Source organism: Microbacterium sediminis (assembly GCF_004564075.1).
Lineage (GTDB): Bacteria > Actinomycetota > Actinomycetes > Actinomycetales > Microbacteriaceae > Microbacterium > Microbacterium sediminis.
On the sequence record NZ_CP038256.1, the window covers coordinates 443,930 to 464,392 of the forward strand.

Here is a 20,463-nt window from a genome sequence, read left to right on the forward strand (position 1 = left end):
CGGTTGTCGGCGGGCGCCCGGGCCGCGCGCCTCGCGCCGGGCGCCCGGTCGCGGAGTGCCAGACGGCGGAAATACGACGCCTGTACATCGATCAATGACCATTCTCGTCTCGTTCTCGTAGACGCGTGAGGTACTCGTTGTAGGCGTCGAGGTCGTCGTCGCCGTGCACGTCGGCGTATCGGTCGTGTGCGTGGGCGCGAGCGGTGTCCTCGCGGAACCAGCGGTGCATGATGTACAGCACCATGACGAGGGTAGGCGCCTCCCCGTAGGACCAGGCCAGGGCGCCCGCCACGCGCTGATCCTCGAGCGGGTCGAGGCCGAGCGCCGCGGTGGCGTCGACGAAGGCGCCGATCATGAGTGTGTTGCTCATCATGATGAACACGCCGAAGAAGGCATGCAGTGCTGCCTCGGCGAACAGGTCGAGTGCTCGGGCCCCGTAGCCCATCCGCGCCGGCACGGGGTCCTCGGTGAGGACGGGGATCGTGAACAGCATCCCGGCGACGAAGAACCCGATCTCCAGGAGGTGGTGGCCGCCGGGAAGGCGCAGGATCGGGTCGGCGAGGTTCCCCAGGTAGAGGCCATAGAACGCCAGCAGGTAAAGCGGAAGCGCTACCGCGGGGCTCAAAACCCAGCGGGCCGCCCGGCTGCGCAGCGCGCCGTGGGCGAGACGCAGCACCGCACCTCCGAGACCGCCGTGCGGCGTGGCGCGCAACAGCAGCGTCCCGGGTGAACCGAGGACGAGCAGGGGTGGGATCGCCATCATCAGGGTGAGTTGCTGGAACATGAACACGGAGAACTGCGCATATCCGTAGCTCTCCACGCCGAGCCCCATGATGATGACCAGCGCCGCACAGCCGGCGAGGAAGCAGAACGTGCGCGAGACCGGCCAGCGTCGCCCCTGCCGCCACAGCCGCATGGCGCCGGCGAGGTACGCGATGGCGAGCAGGATCCCCAGTGCAGCCAGCGGCGATGCTGGGTACGGCCCAGGGACGAGGTACTCGAGCAATCCCGGCGGCGGCAGGGTCGGTGTGCTGTCCATCGCGAGGTCAGGACGGGCGCGGGATCTTGATGAGCGCGCCCGCGGTGAGGAATGTCACCGCCGCCACAGGCTGCGCAGCCGTCCACAACGGTCCCTCGAACGGGAACGGGTATACGGGGTTCCAGAGCACGGTGATCGCGGCGAACACGATGATCCACCACCACTGGCGCGCTTGGAATGCGAACCACGCAGTGATCATCGCGAAGATCGCCACGATGAACAGCACGATCGTCGCCCACTCGCCGCCGAGCAGCAGCGGGGCGAGGAACAGTGTCGGCGCGGCGATCAGGCTCGGGGCAAGCGCGTTGCGCTGATACTGCGAGGGCGTCCGGGGGCGTTGGTTCATGATTCTCCGTTCTGAGCCGCGGGTATGTCGGATGCGGCTGGCACGCGCTCCGGTGCCGCGCTTTCGCGCCTGCGTTCGCGGAGGTTGGCGAGCACAAAGATCGCGACGCCGATGCCGAGCGCGACATCGGTGAGATTGCCGATGAACAGCTCACCGTAGGCCAGGAAATCGGTGACGTGCCCCTGCCCGAATGAGGGCGGAGCGAACAGCCGATCGACCAGGTTCCCGAGCGCGCCGCCCAGGATGAGCGCCAGCCCGACCAAGCGTGCCATGGTCCGCGAGCGCCAGAGGGCGGCGCAGGCGGCGACAATGAATATGACGCCGACGAGCGTGAACAGCCAGGTCCGGTTTGCGCCGAGCGACAGCACTGCGCCGGGGTTGTATGCGAGTTGCAGCCCCAACAGGTCTCCGAGCAGCGGAATCCGCCCGAGACCAGTCAGCTCCGCGATGGCGAGCGCTTTGCTCACCTGATCGATCACCAGCACGGCCGCTGCGACCGAGCACGCCATCGCGAGCCGCAGGAGGTGCTCATGCCTCATCGGAGCCCCGCATGTCTCGGCGCTTCCGGTCCCGTCGCATCATCAGGACCATCCCGGCGACGGGGGCGATGATCGCGATCGGAAACATGACGCCGATGAACGGCAGGAAGATCCCGTCTGCTTGCGGGGCCGTGCCGGCTTCATAATCGGATGGAGCTTCGTCGGGGTGTGGCGATGGCGCCGCGTCCGATGTCGGATCCGGGGACGGTGCAGTCGTGTTCAGCGCAGGATCGATAGTGAACGTGTACTCACCTTCGGTCAACTCGCCGCGGTCGGAGGTGAGCTGCCAGCGCACGCCGTACTGGCCGGGTGCCGCGGTCGCTGCCAGATGCTGTGTGGCACTGGCGCCGTTGAAGCTGACCTCGTCCACGACGACGTTCTCTCCAGACGGGGCGATCACTTCGATGAGCACCACATCGCTACCGGGGCGCAGCTTCTCGTCGAAAGTCAGGGTCATCTCGTCCGGCCCCGTGGCTGTGACGGAATCGGCTGCGGGGTAAGACGAGATGAGGTCCTCGGCGGCGAGCGCCGACGTCGACGGGCCTAGCGCCAGGCCGATCGTCGCGACGGCGACCGCGATCGCTGCCCTGGTGGTTCGCCGTGGCCTCGGAGGGCGACGCGCCTCGGAGCGGGCCGGTTCGGGTGTGTTTGTCATGTCGTCTTCCTTCACGGGCGGTTGGCGATGTGTCGGGCGATCGTCGCGGCGTCTCGCCAGACGCCGTCCAGGTTCTCGGAGCCTGGATGCCCGTAGCCCGGCATGCCTGCGACGAACAGGCCGGGCACGCTCGTCCGCGTCCGGCCGAGCGGAGCGTCGCGGACCTCAGTGGGCAGCCAGTCGTCGCCCGGGAGGAATCCGGCGGCGAGAATCACCGACGCCGGTGCAAGGCGACGCCCGTCAGCGAGCGTCACGTCAGCATCGCTCGCCCCGACGACGGCGGGAACGACGTCGATGCCGTCGCGCTGAAGTTGCGCATAACTGTCGCCGAACAACGGCTCGGGTCGAATACTGCCGAGCCTCTTCCGGGACCCGGCGGCCCGCGGGAAGGTGGCGACGTGCCGGTAGCGGCGCGGGTTGCGCACGGCGAGGGTGACGCGGTGCGTCCCGCTCAGCTCCCGAGCGATCTGCGCGCCCGCGTTGCCTCCGCCGACGATCAGCACGTCGCCGGGCGGCACATCCGCCGCGGATCTGTAGGCGCTGCTGTGCATCAAGCGGCCGGGTGGTGCGATGTCTCCTGCCCAGGCGGGCAAGCGTGGTCGGCTGTTCGCGCCGGTGGCGCATACGACGTTGCGGGTCTGCACGCTCCCGGCGCTGGTCTCCAGCAGGAGGGTCGCGCTCGAGCCCAGGCGGCGCACGCCGGTTGCGCGCACACCCCACACGGGCGCGATGCCGAGGTGCTTCTCGACCGCGCTCAGGTAGGCCGCGACCTCGCGTGCCCGCGGCCGGGACTGCGGCTCACCGGGGAACGACAGCGCTGGCAGCGTGCTGTGGCGGACGTCGCTGAGCAGCGTCAGGGACGTCCATCTGGTTTCCCAGCTTCGCACGCCTGGAGATTGATCGACGACGACGAAATCGCGTTGCGGGCTGAGGCCACGTGAAATGAGGGCGGCGGCGACAGCAAGGCCGGCTTGACCGGCGCCGACGATGATCGCACGGCGGTGCGACAAGCCGATCCTCACGCTCGTCCCGCTCATACGATCAGGAGGATCACAGCGACGAAGGACCAGACCAACGCGACGGCGAGGCACACCACCAATACGGCGGCGGCGATCAGACCAGCCTTCTGAGAGGCTTTCACAACAGGGCTCCCAAGCATCCAGAACTCACGACACGTCAGCACCGACGTGCCCCTCGGCAGGGCGCGCCGGATCACCGCCCCTCAGGCGGTGCCGTGAGTCAGGTCCGAGAGACGGACAGCTCGGAAAGTGTCAACGTCGTACGTTGACGCGCCATGGCAGGCCTCATCGGGCGTCTCCAGACGCGTCGGTATCCGACTGCCAACACCCCGGGCAGGTGCCTGCCGCGCAACCGAAGGAAGGACAAGACGAGCAGCAGGCCGCAGAACGCCCCGAGTAGGCAAGCAGCGAGGCCGAAACCAGCGGCGCCGCTCGCATCCGCCACAACCGCCGCATCTTCCACCGCAATGACGGATGCCTCAGCCGCGACTTCCGTCGCCGCATTGTCTGGCGCAGTCTCGGGGTCGAGATGGGTCGCACCCCACGCACCGAGCAACAGCAGCAAAACCAGCACGACGCTCGTGATGATTCTCGTTATCGTGAGCCGCTCACTCAGAACCGCACTGGGGCGGGGCGGGGCGGGGCGAGACATCCCGCTCACTATAGAACGGCGGTCTTTGGATCGCCCGGGAACCGATGGCGTCGAGCCCGCTCGATGCGGTGCTCACGCGTGCTTGACCGTGTCGGCTTCGTAGTCGCTGATGTGTTCGGTCTCGATCTGGAATGTCGAGTGGGGCACCGACACCTCGAAGTGCTCTGCAACGCACGCCTTGACCTCCCGGAGCACCTCGGCGGCGTGCCCGTCGGTGAAGCAAGTGTCTTCAACGACAACGTGCGCTGTGAGCGTCGGCAGTCCGGTGGCGACCGTCGAGGCATGCACGTCATGGACATCTTTGACGTGATCAAGCTCGAGGATATGCTCACGCACCTTTTCCAGGTCCAGGCCTTTGGGTGTGAACTCCATCAGCACGCCGGCCGTCTCGCGCATCAAGGTCAATGCACGTGGCACGATCAGCGCCGCGATGAACAGGCCGGCGAGGGCGTCGGCCCGTTGGAAGCCGGTGGTGACGATCACGATCGCCGCGACGATCACTCCGAGGGATCCGAGCGCGTCATTGAGGACCTCCAGGAACGCGGCGCGCATGTTGAAGTTCGCCCCGCGGCTCGACGAGAGGATGAGGATCGCGACAATGTTCGCTGTCAGCCCGACGATGCCGAACACAAGCAGCTCAGTGGCGGGGACCTCCGGGGGCTCAAAAAGGCGCTTGACGCCTTCGATCGCGGTGTACAGCCCGACACCCAGCAAGAGGGTGGCCTGGCCGAGCGCCGCCATCACCTCGATGCGTCGGAACCCCCAGGTGCGCGTGGATGTCGCGGGCCGCAACATCAAGGTCGCCGCGACGAGGGCCACCAGCAAGCCGGACGCGTCGGTCAGCGCATGGGCGGTGTCCGTGAGCAACGCCAGGCTGCCTGTGACGATCGACCCGACGGCCTGTGCGACCACGATGAACGCGGTGATGCCGAACGCCGTCCAGAGCTTCCGGCGGTGGTCGCCCGGGCGTCCCGCGCTCTCCGCTGCGGTCGGTCCGTGGTCGTGTCCCGCGCCCATCAAAGATCACCTTCCGCATCAGCCGGGTCCCGGCGGCGCAGGTGCGCGCACAACTCCGCTTTGGTTCCCGTCGTTTCGAGCAAGTCTTCGGCCGCAGCGATCAGATGCGAGATCGCCGCTGGCTCTGAAAGCGAGTACCAGGACGATCGGCCGTCCGGGCGCACGTCGACGAGGCGGCATTCCAACAGGAAGCTCAGGTGCTTGCTGACGGTCGACTGCGCCAGACCAATGTGATCGACCAGATCGCGCACGCGGTGCTCGCCGCGTGCGAGGTGCTGCAGGACCGCCAGCCGGGCGGGCTCCCCGAGCGCTTGGAACAGGTGCGCATAAACCGCGGTTGCCTCTTCGTCCAACCGAGGCGGCTCGACATCGATCATCGTCATGTGACGATGATGACGCTCATCTGCGATGAGTTCTAGTGAGGAGACGTTCTTGAGAGCGATAACCAGTGGCGGGTTCAGAGCGGGACGAGAGTACGCTAACTCTCGTCCCGCTCGAGTCCGTTCGGCTCAGCGAGCAACCCCGGCGCCGGTATGCGAGACCGGCACCGTCACAGGCCCCGAGGCGTCAGCCGCGGGGCTCGTGGCTTTTGGGACCCGGTCGACCGCAACGCTCGCGAACTTGAGCGATGCGCCGACGTTGTCGGCGATGATGTCGCGAGTTTCGCGGGCCTGGCCCGTCTCCTTGTCGGTGTAGGTGCCGAAGCGGAGGTCGCCGGCGACGATCACCGAGTCGCCCTTGCGGAGCGAATTGGCGACGTGCCGGGACTGCTGATTGAACACGACGACGCGGTGGAACACCGTGCCCGCGTCCTCCCACCGGTTCGTCGTCTCGTTGAGGCGACGGTCGTTGACGGCGACGGTGAACCGGGCGTACTCGTTGCCCGACTCGCCGGCGCCATGCTCGGGGTCACCGGTGAGGTTGCCCTCGATGGTGACCGGGATCTTGGTCGTCATCCTGCTCCCTTTCCTTGATGAGACACGGCGGTGTCTCGGCCGGCGTGGGTCTCGGTGATCCACGCGTCCCATTCCGCTTCGTCGGTCGCGGCATCCCACGAGCGGGGCTTGAGTTCGAAGTGACCGCTCGCGCATCCGGCCCCGGCGTTCTGAAGGCGGGGGCGCGCGAGCGCGAGGCGTTCGTGCCATCCGATCGGCCCGAAGCCGCTGTCGCTGTCGTCGAAGGCCGCAAGGTGCGCGACGTGGAGGGCGGAGAGTTCCTCGACGAGCGCGCCGTGCTTCCACCAACAGTCGGGAACCACACTGACCGGCACGGTGTAGCGCACCGTGAACCATTCGACCCACTCGCGTAGCGCCATCCACTCGGCTCGGACCTGCTCCGGCGGCAGGTGCCGCCAGTCGACCGGGTGTGAGCCGAGAGGATCAGTGCCGTGCCCGAGCCGCGGAAGCCCTGCGAGCTCCGCGGCGATGAGGCCCTCGATGTCCCCGGGATCGAACGCGCTCACGAGGTCGCCTCCCTGTTCTGCAGCTTGATCCTGAGGCGCTCCAGCGCGATCGCCGATGCGACGCGACGGGCCCGGTGATAGGCGAGCACGCGGTCGCGGTCGATGAGTCGGTGGAGAAGGTCGTGGCAGTACGGATGCAACGGCACGAGGTCGTCGTGACGCTCGAACGCCCGCCACGCGCCGCTCGCGAAGCGAACGCCCGCGTAGTCGAGGTGGTGCAGCTCGAGCTGTTCGGGGGTCGCGGGGTGTCCGCATCCCGCGCAAAGTAGCGACCGACGCATCCGCTCCTGCCTGCGGAACCAGCGCGCGCGTCGCGCGAACCACGCGGGCGAGCGGAGGAAGTCCGCCCGGTACGAGTTGCGGGCGCCGGTCTTCCGGCGATTGCTCACGGCTCGCTCACCGCCTCCGGATCCGCCTCCGGATCCGCCTCCGGTTCCGGGGCCGGTACAGGTTCCGGGCTGGGGATTGGGCTCCTCGCCTCGGCGAAGACTCCCTGTTGCTCGGCCTCGGTGGACCGCTTCCCCGCCTGGATGTCGCGCGCATCGCGCCGCTCGTCCCACCCGCTGAGGTCGAGCAGCACGCCGCGCCGGTTGCGGTAGGCCAGCAGACCGACGTTCTGCGGCATCCGTCGGATCTCGTCGACTGACATGAGTGCGAGTCGTTCGTGGTGTTCGCTCGTGGAGTGCCCTGCTTCTCGCGTCGACCACGATCGCTGAGTCCGTCGCGTCTGCCGAGTTCCGAGCAGGGCCTCGACATCGCGTAGGTGGTTCACGTGCGAGGCGCCGCCGAGCAACACCTTCGCCGTCGCGGCCGCCCAGATTGTGTCGGCCTCGGCACGCGACCATGACGTCTCTGCCTGCGAGAGCGCCTGCAGCACGACGAACGTGCAGATCCCGCGGCCACCGCCGTCCGCCATGATCCGCGGGAGGTTGCCCCACCGGAACATGTTCACGATCTCGTCCAGGATCAGCCCGAGCGGATGCTGCAACCGAGACCCCGGCGATGCCAGGGCGCGAATGCGCGCGACCTCGACGATGTCGTCGAGCATCGCGCCGAGGAAACCGCCCATCGCCGATGCTCCCGAGGCCGACCCGATCAGGTAGAGCGTGTTCGCGCCGTCGAGGAACGCGCGCGGATCGAAGACCGGCTCTCCAGGCCGTGGCATGAGTGCATCGCGGATCTTCGGGACGGCGAGCGGTGCGACGGCGCCCTGTACGCCGAACCAGATCGACGAGACGAGCTTGTCGTCCGAAGCGAGGGTCGCTTCGAGGTTGTCGCCCCAGCCAGGGGCGCCGTCCGAACGGAGGATCGAGACAGCTGACCTGCGCGCGAGGATCGGACTTGTGCCCCAGTTGTAGAGGTCTTCGATCGAGCAGTTGCCGACGGCCGCCGCATGCAGAAGACGCCCGAGGACGACCCCGGATGCCTGTGCCCACTCGCCATTGGTGTTCGAGGCGCCGAGCGCGGTGCCGGTGATGACCGCGGCGCCGCGCTGCATGGCGACCAGGGGGTCCTCGCACCCTGCGATCGGAGAGACGCGAAGCGGATGCCGCGCGCCGGAGAGTCCCTGCGGGTCGAACACGTGCACCTGCCCGCGGCGCTCGCGCATCCGGAGCGTCGCGGTGAGGTTGTCGTTCGTGGTCGACGTCGTGATGAGCGGCCCCGACCAGTCGAGGATCGCCGAGATCAGTACGCGGTATCCCTTTCCCGAGCGCGGCGGGCCCTCGAGCGCGACAGAGTCCTCGATGGACACGAAGACGTCCATCCCGCGGGAGCTTCCGACCCGCCAGCCCACATCGGTGGCGCGGGGCCGGCTGATGTCGGGCCGGAGTTGCCTCGCTCGCTTCAGTACCGCCTTCGCTGAGAGGTGCTTGCGGATCTCCGATGCCTCGGCGAACCCGGGACGGCTCCGGAGGTCGGTGATGAACGATTGGTCCGACTGGCGATAGCGGCGGTACGTGACCCACGCCCACGTGGCCAAACCCACGACGAGGAAGACAACCACGAGGTCGACGAGTCGGATCGCGAGAACAGGAAGCTCGCATCCGGCGATCGGTAGATACCCATCGGGATCGCCGGTGATCCCGAGCCAGAGCCCGGAGAACAACGATGCTGGCTCTGGCGGCACCCCACATGCGACGCGGACGATAGCTTCGGTGAGCGCGGCGAAGGCGATGCTGAGGACGACGACGACAGCAATCGCCACCGCGACGGCCTTGCCGAGTATTCCGTTCATCCCGTGTCCCCTCAGAACCCGCTCGCGACGGCGGCCGCGACGCGCAGCCAAGCATCTTGCGTCGCCCGCCGGAGGCTGTCGAACCGCAGGGGGCCGGACTTCAGGGCCGGGTCGAACGGGATCCGCAGAACCTCGCGCACGGTGCCACGAAACCCGTCCGCGACGCGCTCTGCGGCGGCAGGCCCCCTCGGCTCTGACTCGGTCACCACCACGATCGCGCTGTCCGCGAGATCCCGGGACCGCTCGTCGCGCTCGCGAAGTGCGTCGAGCAGCAGCGCAGCGGACTCCGCCGGCTCGGGGGCGGCGAGCGTCGGAATCACGAGCTGATACGACGAGTCGACCATCCGCAGCCATCGCTCGGCCGACTCGTCGTTACCGGAGTCGAAGAACACGAGTCGGTAATAGCGGGCCGCAACCGACATAAGGGTGTCGAACTCCGTCCGTTCGATTCGCTGGTGCGTGGCGAGCAACTCGGGATTCGATCGGAGTGAATCGGCCTGACTTTCGTTCCGTTCTTCAAGTAAGGATGGAACACGATGAACAGGAAGTACTCGCCGGAGATGCGTGAGCGGGCGTTGCGGATGCTCGCGGAGACGCGGCCGTCGCATCCGACGATGATGAGCGCGGTCCGGCATGTCGCCGGGCTGCTGGGGATGAGCCCGGAGACGCTGCGGTTGTGGCAGCGCCGCTACGAGGTCGACGCCGGGGTGAAGCCCGGGTTGACGACGGATGCGGCGGCGGAGATCAAGCGACTGCAGAAGGAGAACGCGGAGCTGCGCAGGGCCAATGAGATCCTCAAGGCTGCGAGCGTGTTTTTCGCGAAGGAGCTCGACCGCCCCTGACCGAGATGATCCGGTTCATCGATGAACATCGGGATCGTTTCGGGGTCGAGCTCATCTGCCGAGTGTTGCGCCCGGCAGTGCAGGGGTTCCTCACCTCCCGCGGCTATCGCGCCGCCGTCGGCCGCGCCCCGTCTGCCCGGCAGCTGAAGGACGAGCTTCTCGTCCCAGAGGTGGCCCGGCTGCATGCGGAGAACTACGGCGTCTACGGGCGGCGGAAGATGCACGCGCTGATGCGTCGGCAGGGGTGGCAGGTCGGCCGCGACCAGACCGAACGCCTCATGCGGCTCGCTGGGGTGCGTGGCGTCCGTAAGTCGAAGCGGGTGTTCACGACCCGCCCCGACAAGACGACCGTGCTGCCGAGTGATCTCGTGAACCGCCGCTTCACCGCGCCGGCGCCCCGGCGGCTCTGGGTCTGCGACGTCACCTACGTCGCGACCTGGAGTGGTTTCGCCTACGTCGCGTTCGTCACCGACGTCTATTCGAGGCGCATCGTCGGGTGGAACGTCGCGGCGACGCTGCGCTCGGAGATTCTGCCGTTGCAGGCCCTCGACATGGCCGCCTGGAACGTTGGCGGGCGTCTCGACGGACTCATTCATCACGCGGATCATGGGTCGAATTACACCGCGATGGTCTACACCGAGAGGATCGTCGAACTCGGCGCCGTCCCCTCGACCGGGACCGTTGGCGACTCGTTCGATAACGCGATGGCGGAGGCCGTGAACAACCTCTACAAGACCGAGCTGATCCGTCAGCGCGGCCCCTGGCGAACGGTTGAGCAGGTCGAGCTGGCGACTCTCGAGTGGGTGTGGTGGTGGAACAACTCCCGCCTCCACGGCGAGCTCGACATGCGCACCCCGGCAGAGGTTGAGGAGGCGTACTACGCTGACCAAGAATCAGGCCAGCCGGCACCTGCTGGACAAGCCTCCCGATAGGAACGAAAGTCAGGCCGATTCAGAGGACGTCGTAGCGGTCGACACGCTGATGATGCACGAACCGGGCGATGCCCGAGATCTCGGCGGTCGGCGCGAGAAGCTGAGATGCGGCGGGCAGCAGGTCGCGAACCGTGGTGTCGTAGAGGCCCTGCTCGGTGCGCCACCCCAGGGTGCCGCGCGTGTCGTTGTTGTCCCACGCCAGCACATTTCCGCCACCATGACGTGCGAATACGGCGGCGAGCATCGCCGTCGTCATCGTCTTGCCGACGCCGCCTTTGCCGTTCACGACGGCCGCAGTCCGGCACCCCGCCCAGTGCTGCGATACGAGGCGCTCGCCGGCGAGGCGCTCAGCCTGGGCGCGCGATGGACCGAGCCCTATCTTCGCGAGCAGCGCTCGCCCGCCCAGAGAGAGTACCGATGTGTCGGCATCCTCGATGAAGGATCGCCGAGTCGGGGGCGCCGGAGCGAGCGGCTCAGGGGCAGGGGCCTCAGCCAATCCGAGCGCCTCCTGCTCCTGAGCCGGGGTGCCCACCTCCTTTCCCTCTGAGGCTTCGGTGAACCTAACCGGCTCGGGCGACCTGGCCCGGTGAATCCCGCCGTCCGAGTCGATGAGTATCCGGTGTTCGCCGTGATCGCCGAACGTTACGAGCTCGACGGCGGTGGCTGCCTGCCTCGCCTCGGCGGCAGCACGCTGCACGATCACCTGTCGGATGTCCTCGCCCGCGGGGGCGGAGAGCGGCTCGCCCACCCCCTCGGGCGTTGTGAAGATCGCGGTCGGTCCCGTGACCGACGCGTACACGCGAAGGGCGATGTCAACGCTCATCACTGGACTCCTTCCATGCCGGCGACAGCCAGCCGTCGATGCCAATGTCGGAGAGGGGAGGCTCAGGCCAGACGTGGTCGAGCGCATCGAGGTCGAGGGGCGTCAGCATCCCGTCGACGTCCTGCTCGGGATGCACGGCAGAGTCGGTCGCGAACAGCTCGAACTCCCACGGGGTCGAGGTTGCGAAGCAGTCGACCGCGTACGCGTACTGGCCCACGTAGGCGAGGAACACGCCCATGCGCAGGCGTCGAGCGTCTTCCGCGTGCGTCGCGGGAATGTTGAGGCGTTCGCGGAGCGCAGACGCCTCCTGGTGATTAACGCGGAAGATGAACTTGTTCTCGATGTCTCCGACGATCGAGTAGGCGAGGTTGCGCTCCTTCGAGCCGGCGTCGCCCACCGCATCCAGGTCGCCCATCTTGTGCAGGATGATGACATTGCTGATGCCGTAGTGGCGCGAGAGCTTGAGCCACTGCTGGAACATCTGGAGCGCGCTCAGTGACGTCATGTCGCGCCAGCCCTCCTCGCGGATCAGGTACCGGGTTCGCTTGGCGGAGCGGTCGGAGACGACCGCCTGGATCCATGCCGTCGTGCACACCTGTGTGAGCTGTGCGACCAGCTCGCTTCGCGCGAACAGCTCGCTCGTGTCGACGACGACGATGGGCGCATCGGTGTCGAACGCGACGGTCGACTCGTCCTCGAACAGCCCGGATAGGTCGCCCTCGACGAAGCGGCGCAGAACGAAACGCGGCTGAACCGCGCCGTCCGAGAGTCGGAAGTCGGTGCCGGAGTCTTCGATGATCGCGCCGAGGTGCTCGTACACCGCTCGTAGCGTGGGGCGGTCGCCGGTCGAGCGGATGCTGCGCTCGAGTGCATCGTGTATCGCGGCGTGCTCGACCGCGGTGAGCCTCGTGGAACCGAGTGCCATCTCGATAAGGGACACGAGCGTCGTGATGCGGCGTTGGCGCACCATCTTCTCGTCCTGCTCGTCGTCGGAATCCGCGCGCCGCGGCCCGCGGTCGAGGGGGTTGAGTCGCGCGGTGCTCCCACCACCGATGCGGATGATCACCCCGCCCGCCACCGCCTCCGCGACGGCGACCCACTCGCCCTTTGGGTCGGAGGGGATCACCGCCTGATGACCGAATGCGAGGGACCGGATCACGAGCGTCTTGACGGTGGCGGACTTCCCGGCTCGGTACGCGCCGAGCACCAGCAGGTTGGTCGAGAACGTGCCGCGGTCGGTCGCGTCGGCATATGCCTCCCACGGCGAGAAGTGCCAGAGGGCATCCGCGTTGAGGTCGACACCGAGAATCGGTCCTCGGTGCCCGAGGCCGGCATCCGCGACGAATGGGTAGATCCCCGAGATCTGACGCGATGTCGCCTGATGAGCCGGGATGCGGGGGCGCGCGAGATTCCAGTAGCCGCCCTGCACGAGGCCCGGGCCGAAGGCGCCCCGGACCGCGGGCTCCGGCAACGCTCGCTCGCGCCGACTGGGCTTTGGCTGCTCGGCGTGGCTCGTTGTGCGGGCGACCTCGCGCCGTAGCTCGCGCCGCTCACGCTTCGAGAGACCGTCCGGTTCGAAGACTGCGACGTAGCGGACCATCACTTCATCCCCAGCCCGAGTGGCAGGGCGTTGACCATCAGTGCCTCTGCCTGCTGGCAGTACAGGGTCTGCGGTTCCATGCCGGCGCGCGCGAGAGCGTTGCGCATGCCCGCGATCGCCTGGTCGAGCTGCTGCTCATCACGTGCCGTCACGGTGAGGTACGCGCCGTACCGGAACTCGCCGTGACCCGCGACGATCTCCTCCTCCTGCCGTTCAAGGGCCTCCCAGTCCGCGGCGTCGGCGGCCGATCCGTCGACGCCCCGCTTCGCGCGAAGCTTCTCGTTCCCGCGCCAGACCTTCTTGTCGTCCTCGATGCGGCGCATCGCCTTCCTGACGGAGACCGGCGTGAGGACGATCGACAGGATGTGCGTGATCGCCTCGCCGGTCGAGGGCATGCGTGCGAACACGATCGGCTCGACGAACCCGATGGCCGCATCCGACCGCGGCCACTCGTGGATCCACATAGTGGTGTGCACGCCCGAGTCGGAATAGACGATGCCGTTCGCCCCGCGCGGTTCTTCCAGGTACATCGGACCGATCGCGATCGGGTCGACGCCCGCGCTTCGCTCATCGCGGTTCTGGACGTTGGCGGCGAACTCGGGGTCGAACCCGACGCGGGCGAGAGCCGCGACGTCCCGCGCCGCCAGCCACCGCCGCACGTGGATGCGCGCGGCGCTCAACGCATCGGCCAGGTTCCGGGCTTCGAGGTGCGCGAGCGCCTTGACCGCATCCTCGCCCCCGCCGAGCGCCTTGAGCTGCGGGGCGAGGGCGACGAGGTCGAGCGTGAACGTCAGGTAGTTGCGGTGTGATACGGCGAACGACTCCGACCTGTTGATCACGTCGTCGTAATTACGAGCGACGGGGGACGCGGCGTCCACCCCGCGGCGGGGACTGACGGACTCGTAGTGGTCGCGTGCGGCTCGGATCGTCGTCGGAATCGTGCGCTCCTGCAGCACGGCCCGCTTGATCCCAGGGCGCTGCGTAAACGAGGCCAGCACCGGAGACCACTGCTGGGCCAGGTCGTATCGCTCCGCGACGTCCTTCATGAGGAACCCCTGCACCTCGACCTCGGCGGTCACCGAGACGGCCCGGTCATGCGGGTTATACACGCACGCGACCCCGTCGACATCCCAGAGCTGGATCGAGGCGCGGATACCGGGGAGGTCCAGTGTTCCAGCGAACTGCGCACGCTCAGGCCGGTAGACGTGCCGCGTCGCACCGACCATGTGTCGCACCTGCTTCATGAGCCAGAGACCCGCCTGCCGCGGAGCGGAATCGCCGTGGAGCGTGATGAATGCGAACACGCCGATCGGCAGGTACACCGGCGCGGCGAAGAGCAGGCCGGGAGGGCCGAAGCGGTTGACGCCGACGAGCAACGTGACGGCGGCGACCGTGAGGCACGTCAGCTGCCACGCATCCATCCCCATCACGACGCCTTGCCGGGATCGCCGCGGCAGCCGGATAGGACGGTCGAGGTTCTGAGTCGCCATCATCGCGGTGTCCTCTCGGTGTGAGTGCGCGGCGCCGCCGCCGCTGGCGCAGTCGTTTGCGGTGATGTAGTCGGCGTTGCCTCGGGGGCACCTGTCGGCTTCGTGGAGGTTGTCTCGCCGTTCTGACCGGCAGGCGATCGCTGGGGCGTTCCAGAGGATGGGCCACGTCCCGCCGGCGGAGCGCCCTTCGAGGGGCCGTGGCGCCCAGCGCCAGCCCCGGCGCCGGCGGGTATCGCGGCGATGCGGCTCGGCACCCGGGCTACCGATCGTGCGGCGTTCGACGCGGCGCGTCCTGCGCCCGACCCGATCCGGGAGCCGACCGAGTCCGCCGCAACGGCCCCGATGAAGCTGAACAGACCGAACACAGCGAACGGCGCGAAAGCCACGAGCACGAGACCGATCAGAAGTGGCCACGACTGCGGGTCCCAGATCGTCCGTACGTTTGCGAGGCCGTTGATGATGAGCGTGACGAAGCCGATCGTGAGCGGGCCAGTGAGCAGAAGCACGACGACCGCCGACACATAGCGCACCACCCACTGCGGCCCGACGGCGCGCGCCGGGTACAGCATCCATGCGATCGGCCCCACCGCGATCAAGGCCGCGAGCACGATGTTGCGGAACGCGAACACGAGCATGAGGAGCAGCATCCCGATCATCAACAAGCCGTGGATGACGAAGGCGAAGAAGTAGTTTGCCTGCCCGCCGGCCCACATCACGGACTGCAGCGTCGCGAACAGCCCATAGGGGCCGTCGCGGTTCATGACGTACCAGGTGAGGTCGTCGATGGCGTTCAGCACGTGACCGGTCGCCCAGAGCGTGAGCGCGGTGGCGGGCACCGCTATGAAGCTCCGGATGACCGCGCCGACGAGTTCGGCTCGGTCGCCGGAGATGACGGCAGCCGCGATCGCCCACACCATCGCGCCGAACAAGACTGCGAGCACGGCCCACTGCCAGAACGACCACTCGCCGGTCGATGCCGTCCACAGGACCGACGATGTGTCGAAACGCATGTTCTGCGCGACCGTGAACATCATCGCGGTGGCGGAAAGGGCCATCCCGCGCCCCGCGTTCTCGAACGTGACGCACACCACGTCACCAATCGAGCATCCGTACTCGACGAGCAGAGGCTTGCCCCCGCTCGTTTTGATCGCCGACACGTGCCGCTCGTCGGTCGTGCACACGGTTGCCTTGGCGCCGTCGACGAACACGTTGATGAAGCACTGCTGAGGCTTGATGTCGGCGGTGCTCTGCGGCGTGCAGGAGATCTGCGCGTCGACGCGGTAGCAGTCGACGGGGAAGGCGGGAGACGACCACGGCTCGCCCGTCACCGGGGCCGCGTTGGCTGCCGTGGGCGCCGCCTCGACGGATGCCGCGGCTGCGTTGGCTGGCGCGAGCGCGGCGAAGGCGAGGCCGGCTCCCACCGCCGCCCCAATAAGCACAGCACGCAGCCGAGACATCAGAACCCGAAGTCGAAGTTGACGAACCACTGGAACAGGCCGCTTGCAGCGCCCAGCACGGCGGCGGCGATGAAGATCCACAGGATGTTCTCGCCCGCCCACGTGCGCACGCGGTCCGATGCGAGGCCACGGAACGCGAGCGCGGCGCCCGCGATGATCAGCATGATGAGGACGACGATCATCGCCCCGGCAAGGATGTAGGACGCGACGACCTGGAAGCCCTGGAAGAAGGGCGCCGAGAAATCGGGCTCGATGTCGGGGACGTCGACGTCGGCCGGGGTGGAGAGTGTGACTCGCATGACTAGCTCCCTCGATTGATCACTTGAGCTGAAGGCCGAGTGCGGCCATGAACGGTTGCGGATCGATGGCGGCTCCGTCTCGCTGCACCTCGAAATGCAGGTGGCAGCCGAACGAGCGTCCGGTGTTGCCTTCCGACCCGATCGGGGCGCCGGCCGCGACGGTCGCGCCAACTGACGCGCGGAGGGAACCCCACTGCATGTGGCCGTAGAGCGTCACGAGCCCGCCGCCGTGGTCGATGCGGACGGCGTTCCCGTACCCCTGATACGAACCGGCGGTGATCACTTCGCCGGGGCCGGCCGCGTACACCGTCGCGCCGCAGCTCTGGGCCATGTCGTAACCCTGGTGGTCGATCGAGCAGTAGCTGCATCCGATCACCGGGTTGAAACCGAAGCCTCGTCCTTTGAAGTAGCCGCCGGCGAGCGGGTATGCCCACTCGCTGTTGGTGATGAGTGCCGGCCGACGCTCGACAGTCGTGGCAACCGACTGTCCCGCGACCGCGAACGGAACGGCGATGAGCGGTGTGGCCAGCAGTGCTGCGAAAAGCGCGAGAAGGAGAATCGCCCCTGTCACGATCTTGCGCCCGGTCCTCGTGTTCGCGAGGGCTGCAGCGGCAGCGACCGGGGCGCCCATGTCAGGGCTCCAATGATCCTGAGAAGTAGCGGACGACCTTGCAGTCGCCGGGCTGCTGCGCGCTCTCGCGCGTCGGGATCGAGCCCGCGCCGCACAGCACCTGGACGCTCACGCGCACGGTCTCGTCGTACGATGTCTCGCTCCCGGAACCGTCGGACCGGGTGAAGGTCAGCACCACGTCGGCGGTGCCGATGCGCATGTCACCGGATGCGTCTTCCGGAACGTCGTCGTAGGTGATCTCGCCCGGCACCTCGGCTGTCACCCGCCCTTCCTCGTTCGCGAGCGAGTTCCACTCGTCCTCGGGGAGCACGACGCCCTGGCGCAGTTCGAGCTGCGAGGCGTGCATATCTTCTTCGCGGTCCTCCTCGGATGTGTAGCGGGTATCGGGCGTGAACCATGTGTCGAGGTATGCCAGCCACTCCGGTCGGGTGCTCAGCCGGGTGTCGAATGTGGCCGCCGCCGCCAGTGCCGCGCGTACGTAGGTCTCAGGTTCGGTCGTGATCGGCTCGGGTGCCCAGCCCTTCTCGGACGCGCTCTCGTCGACGTAATCGCCGGTGGGAGGCGCCGTCGCGGGCGGGGCGGACGTCTCGCCGGGGCCGCCGCTCGGAGAGGGGTCGGCGGTTGGCGCCTGTGCTGTGACGGCCGAAAGGATGATCGTTCCGACGGCTGCGACGACGATGATGCCGCCGACGATGGCCCAGACGAGGCCTCGGCGCGCGGGAGTTCGGGGGTGTGACATCAGTTGCCTCCACCGCTTCCCTCGGGTCCTCCTGGCCTTGACATGAGTGAAGCATATAACACTACACTCGCGAAGGGGAAGCACTTTTCGCTTCCGTTCGATGGACGAGTGAATCTCGCCTGCGTCAGACTGGGGCGGTGCCCCGTTACACCCGCCCCGCGAACAGTGATTACGCGGAGGATCCGATCAAGGCTCTCGGGAACATGATGCAGGCGACCATCATTGGTCATCTGCGGAAGAACCCTGGCCAGACCAGGGGCGAGATCGCCGACGCGCTCGAGATTCCAGCACTGACCGTTTACAACGGGCTCGAGAGGCTGCTCGACGCGGGCTTGATCATCGCGGATCCGCCGCGTGACGTCGCGACGCGCGGACAGCGCGTGCGGTACATCGTGGATGACGCCCAGGTCACCGAGATGGTGATGCGACTGGAGCAGGTGCTGGGCGAGTTCTAGCCGGTTCGCGTGATCTTGGCCGCGTTGGTCTGGCATGCGGTCGTCTGGCATGTCGACCCCTCTCGGCGATGTCGTCCATCCACCGCTCGCGTTGAGCATGCTCAAACGTGGGCGCGACTCAGCCTTGCACTCGAGCCGGGTCCGCGCAACGGTTGAGTTGAGCATGCCCAACACGTAGCGTGAGCATTCACGTGGGGGACGTTGGGCGTGCTCAACGGTTGTGACCGAGCCTTACCCGAAGGCGGAGGATGGTCAGGGGAACATGACAGAGGATGAAAGCAAAGCAGCGGCGGAGGACCTGGCGAGGCGGTTGCGACTGCTGCTCGACGTCGCCATTGCCGAGACGGGATCGGAGCCGACCTACTCCCAGATCGCCGCGTTCGCGCGCGATCGGGGCGTCAACCTGTCCCGGTCTCGGTGGACGTACATGGTCAATGGGCACCGGTACGTGCAAGACCGCCCGCTCTTCGAAGTGCTTGCTGAGTTCTTCGACGTCGACGCTTCGTTCATTGCCGAGGGGGGCGACGCGCCGATGCCGGCAAAGGTCAGGGCGCAGCTTGACCTCGTCCGATCGATGCGGGCAGCGAAGGTGAAGTCGTATGCGGCGCGAACTCTCGGCGACATCTCCCCGGAGGCGCTTGAGGCGATCAGCCGATTCCTCGACAAGGAAGTGGCGAACAGATAGCGGCTGGCCCGCCGCATGCGTGCGCCGCGACGGGTCGGATGGTACGGAGGGAAATGGAACCGTGAACATCGAAGCGACCGTGTCGACGGCCATGGCGGAACTCGGGCTCGGCGAGGTCTTCTCCTTCGACGATCTCGTCGGCGCGTTGCAGCGACGCAGACAGCGCCCGATTCGGATCGTCGAGCTCACGAACCTGAGCGACCAGGACGGCATCTGCGCGTTGTGGTTGATGACGGACACGGAGGATCTCGTCCTTCACGCGCGAAGTGAGTCGGCGTTGCATCGGCAGCAGTTCGTGCTCCACGAGCTCGCGCACATCATGCTCGAGCACGACCAACGCGACGAGGCGACCACGCCCGATTTGCTGCTGCCCGACATTCCTGAATCCGCTCGCCAGCGTCTGCTCCGCCGCCAGGACCTCGTGACGGACGACGAGATCGTGGCGGAGGCGCTCGCGGATCATCTCGCTGGTGCGATCCGTGGTTCGGCTCTCCACCACTCTCGCTATCTGGAGATCTTCGGGTGATCCCGATCGCGGCCTCCGCCCTGATGTGGCTGCTCGTTGCGAGCCTGCTCATCCTGCGGCGGGGCCGAGCGGATCGCAGCATCATGTACTCCGCGGTGACGATCGCGGTCGCAATGACGTTCAATGTCGACACCACCTACCGGTGGGCCGACGCGGTGCTCGGTGGCACGAACATCGTCACGCTGCTTGCCGACCTCACATTGATGGTGGGCGTCTTCTTCCTTGGGCGCGGAGTGGCGAAGGCGATGCAGTACCAGTCGCGAGTCGCCCAGATTGCACTCGGCCTTCCAGTGCTGGCGGGCGCAGTCGTCGGCGCCGTCACAGCCTTCGCGTTCATCGACCGGGGTGAGACAACGACGACGTTCATGCTGGACCTCGGGGCGCAGCCGGCCGCCGCGACGTACTCGATCATCCAGTTCACCTACGACGGCGTCGTGCTGACCGCCATGGCGGCTGCCGCGTCTCGTCAGATCGGGCGAAGTCGCGGCGCGGAGCGCCTGCCAGCGGTCTCGGTGCTGGTGGGGAGCCTCACCGGCGTCACTCTCTCCCTTGTGGTCATCGCCATGGATCTCGCGCACATCATCGGGAACCTGACGCTCATGGACGGGCTCAGCGCCGCCTACGATCCGCTCTTCCTGGCGACGTTCCTGTTCCTCTGCCTCGGGCTCGGTGCTCAGCCCGCGTTGCGCTGGGCGCGTGCCCGATCCCGTGGCGAGAAGACTCGTGCGCTCCTCGCCCAGGTCACGCCGACCTGGGAGCGAGCGATCGACGTGCGACCAGGCTTGAGTCAGCTTGAGCCGTCGTTCCATCGTGAAGACGACGAGACGCGGCTGCATCGTCAGATCGTCGAAGTTCGGGATGCCGTCATCGATCCGCGCGTCACCTTCACGTTGAGCGATGCTGAGCGAGTGGCTGTGGAGAGCGCGGAGGCGCACCTGATGGCGGGGGACGCGGGGGGTTTGCCGCGCGCAGATATTCCGAAGGAGGTGCGTTGAGGACGCTAGCGATCATCGCCGCGG

24 protein-coding genes are annotated in these 20,463 nt (G+C 67.4%); 5 read left to right on the forward strand and 19 right to left on the reverse strand.

Going from position 1 to position 20,463, the window contains the following annotated elements; all coding sequences use genetic code 11:
• Positions 1-91 precede the first annotated feature (91 nt).
• The 12 genes from E3O41_RS02170 to E3O41_RS02220 form a co-directional block, all read right to left on the reverse strand.
• A complete protein-coding gene (locus E3O41_RS02170) occupies positions 92-1,039 on the reverse strand; it encodes a cytochrome c oxidase assembly protein (RefSeq protein ID WP_067028604.1) in 948 nt (315 codons plus the stop codon).
• Between the two features lie 7 nt (positions 1,040-1,046).
• The gene (locus E3O41_RS02175; RefSeq protein WP_067028601.1) at positions 1,047-1,385 is read right to left on the reverse strand and encodes a DUF6804 family protein; all 339 of its coding nucleotides are present in this window, start codon (positions 1,383-1,385) and stop codon (positions 1,047-1,049) included.
• On the reverse strand, positions 1,382-1,924 hold the full coding sequence (locus E3O41_RS02180; protein ID WP_067028599.1) for a signal peptidase II: 543 nt from the start codon (positions 1,922-1,924) through the stop codon (positions 1,382-1,384). Before E3O41_RS02180 ends, E3O41_RS02175 begins: the two co-directional genes overlap by 4 nt.
• A complete protein-coding gene (locus E3O41_RS02185; RefSeq protein ID WP_134746308.1) occupies positions 1,914-2,579 on the reverse strand; it encodes a copper resistance CopC family protein in 666 nt (221 codons plus the stop codon). Before E3O41_RS02185 ends, E3O41_RS02180 begins: the two co-directional genes overlap by 11 nt.
• Before the next feature lie 11 nt (positions 2,580-2,590).
• Complete coding sequence (locus E3O41_RS02190; RefSeq protein ID WP_240482500.1) at positions 2,591-3,616, reverse strand: flavin-containing monooxygenase; 1,026 nt, start codon at positions 3,614-3,616, stop codon at positions 2,591-2,593.
• 706 nt (positions 3,617-4,322) lie between these two features.
• On the reverse strand, positions 4,323-5,267 hold the full coding sequence (locus E3O41_RS02195) for a cation diffusion facilitator family transporter (protein ID WP_067028586.1): 945 nt from the start codon (positions 5,265-5,267) through the stop codon (positions 4,323-4,325).
• Positions 5,267-5,650, reverse strand: a complete 384-nt coding sequence (locus E3O41_RS02200; protein WP_067028583.1) for an ArsR/SmtB family transcription factor — start codon at positions 5,648-5,650, stop codon at positions 5,267-5,269. The genes E3O41_RS02195 and E3O41_RS02200 overlap by 1 nt, the downstream gene beginning before the upstream one ends.
• 126 nt (positions 5,651-5,776) lie before the next feature.
• Complete coding sequence (locus E3O41_RS14075; RefSeq protein WP_162303958.1) at positions 5,777-6,223, reverse strand: single-stranded DNA-binding protein; 447 nt, start codon at positions 6,221-6,223, stop codon at positions 5,777-5,779.
• Positions 6,220-6,729 carry a hypothetical protein gene (locus tag E3O41_RS14080; RefSeq protein WP_162303959.1) on the reverse strand — a complete coding sequence of 170 codons (510 nt, stop codon included), beginning with the start codon at positions 6,727-6,729 and terminating at the stop codon, positions 6,220-6,222. The genes E3O41_RS14075 and E3O41_RS14080 overlap by 4 nt, the downstream gene beginning before the upstream one ends.
• Positions 6,726-7,118, reverse strand: a complete 393-nt coding sequence (locus tag E3O41_RS02210; RefSeq protein WP_067028575.1) for a hypothetical protein — start codon at positions 7,116-7,118, stop codon at positions 6,726-6,728. The genes E3O41_RS14080 and E3O41_RS02210 overlap by 4 nt, the downstream gene beginning before the upstream one ends.
• On the reverse strand, positions 7,115-8,965 hold the full coding sequence (locus tag E3O41_RS02215) for a type IV secretory system conjugative DNA transfer family protein (protein ID WP_083991092.1): 1,851 nt from the start codon (positions 8,963-8,965) through the stop codon (positions 7,115-7,117). Before E3O41_RS02215 ends, E3O41_RS02210 begins: the two co-directional genes overlap by 4 nt.
• Before the next feature lie 11 nt (positions 8,966-8,976).
• Positions 8,977-9,435: a MinD/ParA family ATP-binding protein gene (locus E3O41_RS02220; protein WP_067028572.1), complete on the reverse strand. Its 459-nt coding sequence runs from the start codon at positions 9,433-9,435 to the stop codon at positions 8,977-8,979.
• Positions 9,436-9,501: 66 nt separating this feature from the next.
• Here E3O41_RS02220 and E3O41_RS02225 point away from each other — a divergent pair.
• Positions 9,502-10,739, forward strand: a protein-coding gene (locus tag E3O41_RS02225) for an IS3 family transposase (RefSeq protein ID WP_244927258.1) whose coding sequence is annotated in 2 segments (ribosomal slippage) — positions 9,502-9,781 and positions 9,781-10,739 — 1,239 coding nt in all. Because the reading frame shifts where the segments join, the coding sequence is not laid out codon by codon here.
• 19 nt (positions 10,740-10,758) lie between these two features.
• On the opposite strand, the gene E3O41_RS14305 is transcribed toward E3O41_RS02225, so the two are convergent.
• The 7 genes from E3O41_RS14305 to E3O41_RS02260 form a co-directional block, all read right to left on the reverse strand.
• On the reverse strand, positions 10,759-11,562 hold the full coding sequence (locus E3O41_RS14305; protein ID WP_244927259.1) for a nucleotide-binding protein: 804 nt from the start codon (positions 11,560-11,562) through the stop codon (positions 10,759-10,761).
• Complete coding sequence (locus E3O41_RS02235) at positions 11,552-13,033, reverse strand: hypothetical protein (protein WP_134746314.1); 1,482 nt, start codon at positions 13,031-13,033, stop codon at positions 11,552-11,554. Before E3O41_RS02235 ends, E3O41_RS14305 begins: the two co-directional genes overlap by 11 nt.
• A gap of 128 nt (positions 13,034-13,161) precedes the next feature.
• Positions 13,162-14,589 (reverse strand): SCO6880 family protein, encoded by a 1,428-nt coding sequence (locus E3O41_RS02240; protein WP_135011935.1) that lies wholly within the window; start codon positions 14,587-14,589, stop codon positions 13,162-13,164.
• Between the two features lie 62 nt (positions 14,590-14,651).
• Positions 14,652-16,109, reverse strand: coding sequence for a hypothetical protein (locus tag E3O41_RS02245; RefSeq protein ID WP_135011937.1), 1,458 nt, complete (start codon positions 16,107-16,109; stop codon positions 14,652-14,654).
• The gene (locus E3O41_RS02250) at positions 16,109-16,408 is read right to left on the reverse strand and encodes a hypothetical protein (RefSeq protein ID WP_067028789.1); all 300 of its coding nucleotides are present in this window, start codon (positions 16,406-16,408) and stop codon (positions 16,109-16,111) included. The genes E3O41_RS02245 and E3O41_RS02250 overlap by 1 nt, the downstream gene beginning before the upstream one ends.
• Positions 16,409-16,427: 19 nt before the next feature.
• Positions 16,428-17,039 carry a M23 family metallopeptidase gene (locus E3O41_RS02255; RefSeq protein WP_067028787.1) on the reverse strand — a complete coding sequence of 204 codons (612 nt, stop codon included), beginning with the start codon at positions 17,037-17,039 and terminating at the stop codon, positions 16,428-16,430.
• Between the two features lies 1 nt (position 17,040).
• Complete coding sequence (locus E3O41_RS02260) at positions 17,041-17,778, reverse strand: hypothetical protein (protein ID WP_067028783.1); 738 nt, start codon at positions 17,776-17,778, stop codon at positions 17,041-17,043.
• A 137-nt stretch (positions 17,779-17,915) separates the two neighbouring features.
• Between E3O41_RS02260 and E3O41_RS02265 the strand changes: the two genes are divergently transcribed.
• The 4 genes from E3O41_RS02265 to E3O41_RS02280 all read left to right on the forward strand — a co-directional run bounded on the left by E3O41_RS02265 (position 17,916) and on the right by E3O41_RS02280 (position 20,439).
• A complete protein-coding gene (locus E3O41_RS02265; RefSeq protein ID WP_067028780.1) occupies positions 17,916-18,233 on the forward strand; it encodes an ArsR family transcriptional regulator in 318 nt (105 codons plus the stop codon).
• 262 nt (positions 18,234-18,495) lie between these two features.
• Positions 18,496-18,918, forward strand: a complete 423-nt coding sequence (locus tag E3O41_RS02270; protein ID WP_067028814.1) for a hypothetical protein — start codon at positions 18,496-18,498, stop codon at positions 18,916-18,918.
• Between the two features lie 61 nt (positions 18,919-18,979).
• Complete coding sequence (locus tag E3O41_RS02275; RefSeq protein ID WP_067028777.1) at positions 18,980-19,444, forward strand: hypothetical protein; 465 nt, start codon at positions 18,980-18,982, stop codon at positions 19,442-19,444.
• Positions 19,441-20,439, forward strand: coding sequence for a hypothetical protein (locus E3O41_RS02280; protein ID WP_240482507.1), 999 nt, complete (start codon positions 19,441-19,443; stop codon positions 20,437-20,439). Before E3O41_RS02275 ends, E3O41_RS02280 begins: the two co-directional genes overlap by 4 nt.
• Positions 20,440-20,463: the final 24 nt, after the last annotated feature.

Bases quoted from the DNA above. Each gene is read 5' to 3' on its own strand.
- E3O41_RS02180 (WP_067028599.1), bottom strand. From the start codon at position 1,924: ATGAGGCATGAGCACCTCCTGCGGCTCGCGATGGCGTGCTCGGTCGCA.
- E3O41_RS02240 (WP_135011935.1), bottom strand. From the start codon at position 14,589: ATGGGGATGGATGCGTGGCAGCTGACGTGCCTCACGGTCGCCGCCGTC.
- E3O41_RS14075 (WP_162303958.1), bottom strand. From the start codon at position 6,223: ATGACGACCAAGATCCCGGTCACCATCGAGGGCAACCTCACCGGTGAC.
- E3O41_RS02170 (WP_067028604.1), bottom strand. From the start codon at position 1,039: ATGGACAGCACACCGACCCTGCCGCCGCCGGGATTGCTCGAGTACCTC.
- E3O41_RS02260 (WP_067028783.1), bottom strand. From the start codon at position 17,778: ATGTCACACCCCCGAACTCCCGCGCGCCGAGGCCTCGTCTGGGCCATC.
- E3O41_RS02245 (WP_135011937.1), bottom strand. From the start codon at position 16,109: ATGTCTCGGCTGCGTGCTGTGCTTATTGGGGCGGCGGTGGGAGCCGGC.
- E3O41_RS02190 (WP_240482500.1), bottom strand. From the start codon at position 3,616: ATGAGCGGGACGAGCGTGAGGATCGGCTTGTCGCACCGCCGTGCGATC.
- E3O41_RS02200 (WP_067028583.1), bottom strand. From the start codon at position 5,650: ATGACGATGATCGATGTCGAGCCGCCTCGGTTGGACGAAGAGGCAACC.
- E3O41_RS02185 (WP_134746308.1), bottom strand. From the start codon at position 2,579: ATGACAAACACACCCGAACCGGCCCGCTCCGAGGCGCGTCGCCCTCCG.
- E3O41_RS02255 (WP_067028787.1), bottom strand. From the start codon at position 17,039: ATGGGCGCCCCGGTCGCTGCCGCTGCAGCCCTCGCGAACACGAGGACC.
- E3O41_RS14305 (WP_244927259.1), bottom strand. From the start codon at position 11,562: ATGAGCGTTGACATCGCCCTTCGCGTGTACGCGTCGGTCACGGGACCG.
- E3O41_RS02215 (WP_083991092.1), bottom strand. From the start codon at position 8,965: ATGAACGGAATACTCGGCAAGGCCGTCGCGGTGGCGATTGCTGTCGTC.
- E3O41_RS02250 (WP_067028789.1), bottom strand. From the start codon at position 16,408: ATGCGAGTCACACTCTCCACCCCGGCCGACGTCGACGTCCCCGACATC.
- E3O41_RS02270 (WP_067028814.1), top strand. From the start codon at position 18,496: ATGACAGAGGATGAAAGCAAAGCAGCGGCGGAGGACCTGGCGAGGCGG.
- E3O41_RS02195 (WP_067028586.1), bottom strand. From the start codon at position 5,267: ATGGGCGCGGGACACGACCACGGACCGACCGCAGCGGAGAGCGCGGGA.
- E3O41_RS02175 (WP_067028601.1), bottom strand. From the start codon at position 1,385: ATGAACCAACGCCCCCGGACGCCCTCGCAGTATCAGCGCAACGCGCTT.